The 6382-nt window shown below is 61.5% G+C and carries 6 protein-coding genes; all 6 read left to right on the forward strand.

Going from position 1 to position 6382, the window contains the following annotated elements; translation table 11 throughout:
* Nucleotides 1-1427 (forward strand): transketolase-like TK C-terminal-containing protein (locus tag AC52Q4_RS04880; protein ID WP_495535684.1); only part of this gene is annotated, 1427 nt, incomplete at its 5' end.
* A gap of 20 nt (nt 1428-1447) precedes the next feature.
* Nucleotides 1448-1798 carry a phosphopantetheine-binding protein gene (locus tag AC52Q4_RS04885; RefSeq protein WP_495535685.1) on the forward strand — a complete coding sequence of 117 codons (351 nt, stop codon included), beginning with the start codon at nt 1448-1450 and terminating at the stop codon, nt 1796-1798.
* Nucleotides 1799-1816: 18 nt separating this feature from the next.
* Nucleotides 1817-3100, forward strand: a complete 1284-nt coding sequence (locus AC52Q4_RS04890) for a beta-ketoacyl-[acyl-carrier-protein] synthase family protein (protein ID WP_495535686.1) — start codon at nt 1817-1819, stop codon at nt 3098-3100.
* Nucleotides 3097-3912 carry an SDR family NAD(P)-dependent oxidoreductase gene (locus tag AC52Q4_RS04895; protein ID WP_495535687.1) on the forward strand — a complete coding sequence of 272 codons (816 nt, stop codon included), beginning with the start codon at nt 3097-3099 and terminating at the stop codon, nt 3910-3912. Before AC52Q4_RS04890 ends, AC52Q4_RS04895 begins: the two co-directional genes overlap by 4 nt.
* Before the next feature lie 43 nt (nt 3913-3955).
* On the forward strand, nt 3956-5176 hold the full coding sequence (locus AC52Q4_RS04900) for a glycosyltransferase family 4 protein (RefSeq protein WP_495535688.1): 1221 nt from the start codon (nt 3956-3958) through the stop codon (nt 5174-5176).
* A 56-nt stretch (nt 5177-5232) separates the two neighbouring features.
* A complete protein-coding gene (locus AC52Q4_RS04905) occupies nt 5233-6336 on the forward strand; it encodes an MGDG synthase family glycosyltransferase (RefSeq protein WP_495535689.1) in 1104 nt (367 codons plus the stop codon).
* Nucleotides 6337-6382: the final 46 nt, after the last annotated feature.

Consider the following 6382-nt stretch of genomic DNA (forward strand, 5'->3'; position numbering starts at 1 on the left):
TTCTTATCTACGACTCAAACGAGGTGACCCTCGATGCCATGGCCGAGCGCACCCAGAGCGAAGATGCCGAAGCCTACTTCACCTCGCAGGGCTTCGACGCCGTCGTGATCGACGGGCACAACTTCGCTGCCATCGAGGGGGCCATCGCGCAGGCCAAAGGTAATGACAACGGCAAGCCCAAGGTCATCATCGCCAGGACGACCGTCGCCAAAGGCATCCCCGAAGTAGAGGGCACCTCCGCCGGACACGGCGAGGGCGGAGCGAAACACGCCGAATCCGCGCGTAAAGGTCTCGGTCTGCCGGGGGAAACATTCCACATATCCGATGAGGTAAAGGAGCATTTCAAGCAGGTTGCGGAGACCTGCGCCATCGAATCTGCGGCCTGGAAAAAGACTTTCGGCGCTTGGAGCGCCGCCAATCCCGAGCTCGCCAAAGAGCTTGAGGGCGGCGTGCCGGCCGACCTGCTCGACCGTATCCCTCTCTTTGAGGCCGGCACCAGCGCAGCCACACGGGCCTCCGGCGGTAATGTCATGCAAGCGGTGGCCAAAGCCGTGCCCAGCTTGATCAGCGGCTCTGCCGACCTCTACGGCTCCACGAAAAACTACATTAAAGACGCGGGCGATTTCGGCCCCGAAGACTACAGCGCGCGGAACATCTGGTTCGGCATTCGCGAACACGGCATGGGTGCCATCTGCAACGGCATCGCCTATGACGGCATCTTCAAAGCCAGTGGAGCGACCTTCCTCGTTTTTGCCGACTACATGCGCGGGTCGATCCGTTTGGCATCGCTGTCCAAAATACCCGTGACCTACATCTTCACCCACGACTCGGTCGGTGTCGGCGAAGACGGCCCGACCCACCAACCGGTCGAGACGGTCAGCGGCCTCCGTGTCATCCCCAACCTGGACGTAATCCGACCGGCAGATGCCGAAGAGACCGCTGGTGCCTTTGCCGCCGCTATGCTGCGAACCGATGGCCCGACCGCGCTGATCCTGACCCGCCAGGGGATACCCGCGCAGGATGATATCTCCGCGAGTGACCGCCGCGAGGGTGTAATCAAGGGCGGCTACATCGCCAGGAAGGAAAGCGGCGATTTGAAAATGATCCTGATGGCGACCGGTTCCGAACTGCAACACGCTATGGGGGCCGCCGAGCAACTGGGTGAAGGCGTCCGTGTAGTCTCTCTGCCATGCTTTGAGCGCTTCGAACGTCAGGCCTCGGACTACATTGAGAGCGTGCTACCCTCGAGCTGCACAGCGCGTGTGGCCGTCGAGGCCGGCGTGTCCACAACCTGGGGGAAATACCTCGGTTTCCAGGGTAAAGCCGTCTGCATCGACCGCTTCGGAATTTCCGCCCCGGGTGGAACGGTCATGGCCGAACTCGGGATGACTGCCGATAACGTAGTCAAAGTCGCCCGGTCACTTTGAGGCCCACTGCAAACCAGCTGATGAATAACCGACTTGAGGAGGAGCTACGCCGGGCACCGGAAGGAACCAGGGAGGCCCTGGAGGCCTTCAAGTTGTCGGGCGACCAAAAGCAGCTTGAGCGTTTTTCATTCGGTATCATCGAACGGAATATCGACGAGACCTATCACCCGATTTTGCACAGTGCAGACGACTCCACGCGTATCATCGATGATCTGGGGATTGATTCGCTGACCATGATGGAAATCGTCATGACCTTTGAGGACGCCCTCGACATTGAGTTGATCGACGACGAAATGAAGGGCATGACAACGCTGGGCGACATGAAGGCGGAACTCCTGCGGAAACTTGAAACGGCAAAAAGCTCTCCCTGAACCGTTTTCGGAATCCAGATGAAACGCCACAATGTAGTCGTTACGGGCAGCGGGATCGTTTGCAACGTCGGCCACACCCGGGAGGCGGTCACGGACGCGTTGAGGTCACAGCGGCACGGCTTCCAAACTCTGCCGGAGTTTGCCGCGTTTAAACGGTCGAAGATCCACATTGGGACAACGATACCCGATTTCTCGACCGAGTCCCTCAGTCCCGAGGATTGGACCTGCCCCTACCCGACTCCGATTTCAAAAGAGCTTCTGCGGGGCCTCAACCCCCATAGCTTTTACGCCTACCACGCGATGACGCAGGCACTGGCCGCGAGTGGCCTGGTACCGGAGGATCTGGATGAAACAACCGGGCTCTTCACCGCTTCGGCGGGATCGCCCAAAAATCTCCACCAGAATCTGAATGAGATGTATACCTACGGAGTCGGCCGTAGCAATCCATTCGGAATTATCAACTCGGTGGTCGGCACGCTCTCCTACAACCTCGGAGCTATTTTTGAAATCCAGGGTGCGGGCTGCGGCTTCGCCAGCGCCTGCGCCTCCTCCGCCCACGCGCTCGGTTTTGCGCACGACCAGATTGCCATGGGGCGCCAGCGGCGAATTGTCGTGGTGGGCGCAGAGGACGGAAACCTGGATGCGATTTTGCCCTTCGCAGGGATGCACGCGCTCTCCACTTCCCAGGATCCCGACGCCGCCAGCCTCCCCTTTGACCGCAGACGGAAGGGATTCGTGGGCAGCGGTGGAGCGACCGTGCTGATCCTTGAATCCGAAGACAGCGCTCGCCAGCGCGGAGCCCCCATTCAGGCAGAGTTCCTCGGCTGGGGGCAAGGCTCGGACGGCTTCAAACCGGCTGCCCCCCACCCCGAGGGGCGTGGCTTGGTGCGGGCGATCGAGCAAGCACTGAGCGAAGCCGAGCTGGACCCCGAGGCTATCATTTATCTCAATGCCCACGCCACGGGCACGCCCAGCGGTGATGCCGCCGAGGTCCGCGCCCTCCAGACGGTCTTTGGCCCGGAACCACTCTTCCCCATTGCCTCGACCAAGGCGATTACCGGCCACAGCCTCTCGATGGCCGGGAGCTTGGAGGCCGCGCTCTCCATCTGGGCCGTGAATGCTGGTTTCCTGCCGGGCACGACCAACCTGAACGACCCGGATCCCTCCTTTGCCGGTTTGCACCTGCCGCAGACGAATTTGCCGACAAAGGGAGGTGTCTTTCTCTCCAACAGCTGCGGCTTCGGTGGGGCCAACGTTTGCCTGGCTTTCCGGGCAAAACCGATCCATCCCCCGACAGAATGAATGCCGCCTCCAGCGCGCTATCCAAGCAGGGCCACCACCGGGCCCTTGTCACCGGGACCTCTTCCGGGCTGGGCCTCGCGCTGATGCGCGCACTGGTCGACGAAGGTCTCGCTGTAACGGGGGTGGGACGCCGCGCACCCTCGGACCCGCCGCCCGCTTATACCCACTTGACGGCCGATTTACTGGTAGAGGCCGATGTCGACCGGGTTTTAAAAGAGGTCGCGGCCAATCCCCCCGACATCTGGATCAACAATGCGGGCTTTGGGCTCTTGGGCGCTGCCTGGACGCCGGACGACGCGGCTATCGACCGGCAGATCGATCTCCTCTTTCGCGTCCCGGTGCGCTTGAGCCGCTTTTTTGCCGAGATCTGCCGTGAGCGACCGGAGCAGCCGGCCTACCTCGTCCAAGTCAGCTCGCTCGCGGCTGAGCTTCCCATTCCCGGCATGCCTTATTACAACGCTGCCAAGGCTGCCCTGAGCAGTTTTGGCGAAAGCCTTTTACTGGATGGCCAACTCCCCTTCCGCACGATCGATTTTAGACCGGGTGACTTTCAGACCGCGTTTATGGACGCCGACCGCGCCCAGAACACCGGGGCAGACCCGGACGCGTGGCAGCGACTCCTCACCCGTCACCAGAAAGCCAAAGATCCCCGCGACGCGGCCACCAGCCTGATTCGCGCCATGCGAAATGGGCGCTCGGGGACGGTCCGTTGCGGCAGCTTTTTCCAATCGCGCATCGCCCCGCTCGGTCCCCGCCTGCTTCCCCAGCGTTGGCTCCGCGCCTGCATCCGCAGGCACTACTCCGGAAAGTAGATCGATCCGATCCCTCGCGCAGACACCATCCCGTTTCGCTCCCATGCGCATCGCTTACCTATTCACCAGCTTTCCAAAAATATCTGAACGCTTTCTTCAACGGGAGCTTTCCGGTCTGGACCAATTCTCCGATCTGGAGGTTGACATCCATTCCATGTTCGGAGGCTCCGGAAACAGTTTTGGGCGCTTTCCGCTAAAGCATTTTGAAGTTGCAGACTGGATACGGCTCCCCCTTCGCTTCTGCGCCGAACTTCTTCGAAACCCCGCCGCTTTTTGGGAAATGGCGACGCTGAATGATGCGAACCCGCCGCGCTGTTGGATCAACTGCCTGGAACACTACCTGGGGCTCGGGTTTGCCATTGTCCGGGCCGGACAATTTCGCCGTTCGCCACCCGACCAATTCCACGCGGTATGGGCGACCGCCCCGGCCTCGGCGGCACTCTTTCTCTCCCGACTGACCGGGATTCCCTTCAGCATGGGCTGCCACGCGTATGATCTTTTCCGGCAGGGCGGCGATGCCTTGCTCGAAGAGAAATTGTCAGCAGCCCGTTTTATTCATACCAGCACCGAGCAAGCGCGGTCGGTAATCGAACGCCGCAGCGGTGCGACTGGAAAAACCAAATTGATTCGGCGATCCAGCGTGTTGCCAAGCGACAGCCCCGCCGCCGGTCTCCCCGAGGCGACGCAACAAAGGCCGCTCCGCATCCTCAGTGTCGGGCGTCTGATTGAAAAGAAAGGATACGGCTCGCTCTTGAAAATTCTGCGCTGCTTCAAACAAGGGGGCCTTCACTTTGAAGCCCGAATCCTCGGCGGGGGCCCGCTCCGCCGAGACCTTCAGCGAGCCATCGAACGAGCGGGTCTGCGGGACGACGTGCGCCTTCTGGGGGAGACTTCCTTTGACACCGTTGAAGCGCACTACCGCGAATGGGCCGATGTCTTCTTTTTCACCGGAACGGTTGCAGCTTCCGGGGACCGTGACGGGCTGCCCAATGTTATCGTGGAAGCCATGAGCCACGGTCTGCTGGTTTTTGCCACTCCGGTGGGTGGCGTTGCCGAGGCGATCATACCCGAAAAAACGGGCCTACTCCTCGACGCAAGCGAGCCCGATTTTTGGTGGACCGCGCTTCAACGCACCTTGCAAGACGCAAACGACGCAGCCACGCTTCGCAGTAATGCACGCGCATGGGTCCACGCCCACTGCGACCCCGAGCGCAATGCGAAAAAACTGGAAGCCCTGTTCCTAGACCCCTCTAGCCCGATTTGACTATGCCCGCCCGCCGCCTGCTCATTCTGTCCTCCTCCACCGGAGGCGGCCACGACATGCGTGCTGACGCCTTGGTCCAATGGGTCGAACGCTTGAGGGGAAACGAAGTCCGCATCCGGCGCTATCAGGCCCTGGAGGAGAGTTCCCCGGTGGATCGGTTCGGGGTCAACCTGTATAACTGGATTCAGCGCCGCTGCCCCCGGGCACACCACCTCTATTTCAATTTTCTCGAACTCGCCGGGCTGCACCGGAGCGTGCCACTTCTCCGGGGACGCGAGCGGCTGCAAGCCATCGTCCGCGAATTCTGCCCGGACGTCGTGGTGAGCACGCACGCGCATTTAAACCACGCCTTCTTCACCGCGATCCGCCAAGCCAAGCGGGACGCCCCACCCCGCTGCCTGATCTACTGCGGGGAGCTGCATGGCAGCTACGGCTTCTCGCGCCATTGGGTAAATCCACAGGCCGACGGATTTATCGCAGCCGTCCCGGCGTGTGCCGAAGCGGCCCGCGAACGCGGCATGCCCGAAGCGCGCGTTCATTTGGGTGGATTTCTTCTCAAACCGGCCTTCTTCGAGCCGCCGGAAACGAACCCCCCGCTGGATCGCGCTGCCGAACGGGAAGCGCTTTTCGGCAAACCGGTGCATGGCCCGGTGATCCTGCTCGGGACGGGTGCCAACGGCGCCAACAACCACTTAGCGATCATTCGCTCCCTGCGAGCGCTTCCGCAACCGATTAACCTCATCGCACTCTGTGGCAAGGACGAGGCGGCACGGCGCTCCCTGGAAAATCTCAGCAGTCCCCCGCACACGATCCGTCCCCTTGGCTATCGCGACGACATGCACAGGCTTCTGCAACTGGCAGATCTGGCTTTTATTCGGCCCGGAACCGGCAGCACGAGCGAATGTATTCAGACCCGCTGCCCCATTTTTTTCAATGGTATCGGCGGCATCATGCCCCAGGAGCGCATCACCCTGAGCTACCTGCGCTCACTGGGTCTGCAACCGGAGGTTGTGCGCCGACCGGCGCAATTCGGGGCCGCCGTGGATCGTCTTCTCGGCAAACCCGGCTCGTCAGCGGCGCTCGACGAGCAACGATCCGCCTTCCGCCGGGTCAACCGCAACTTGACTCCGGAACAAATCGTCGCGGAGGTTCTGCAATGAGCCGGCTCTTCGCACCCGTGGAAACAAGCCCGGAGCTTTTGGCCCG

It is taken from the genome of Nitrococcus sp. (genome assembly GCF_059432795.1).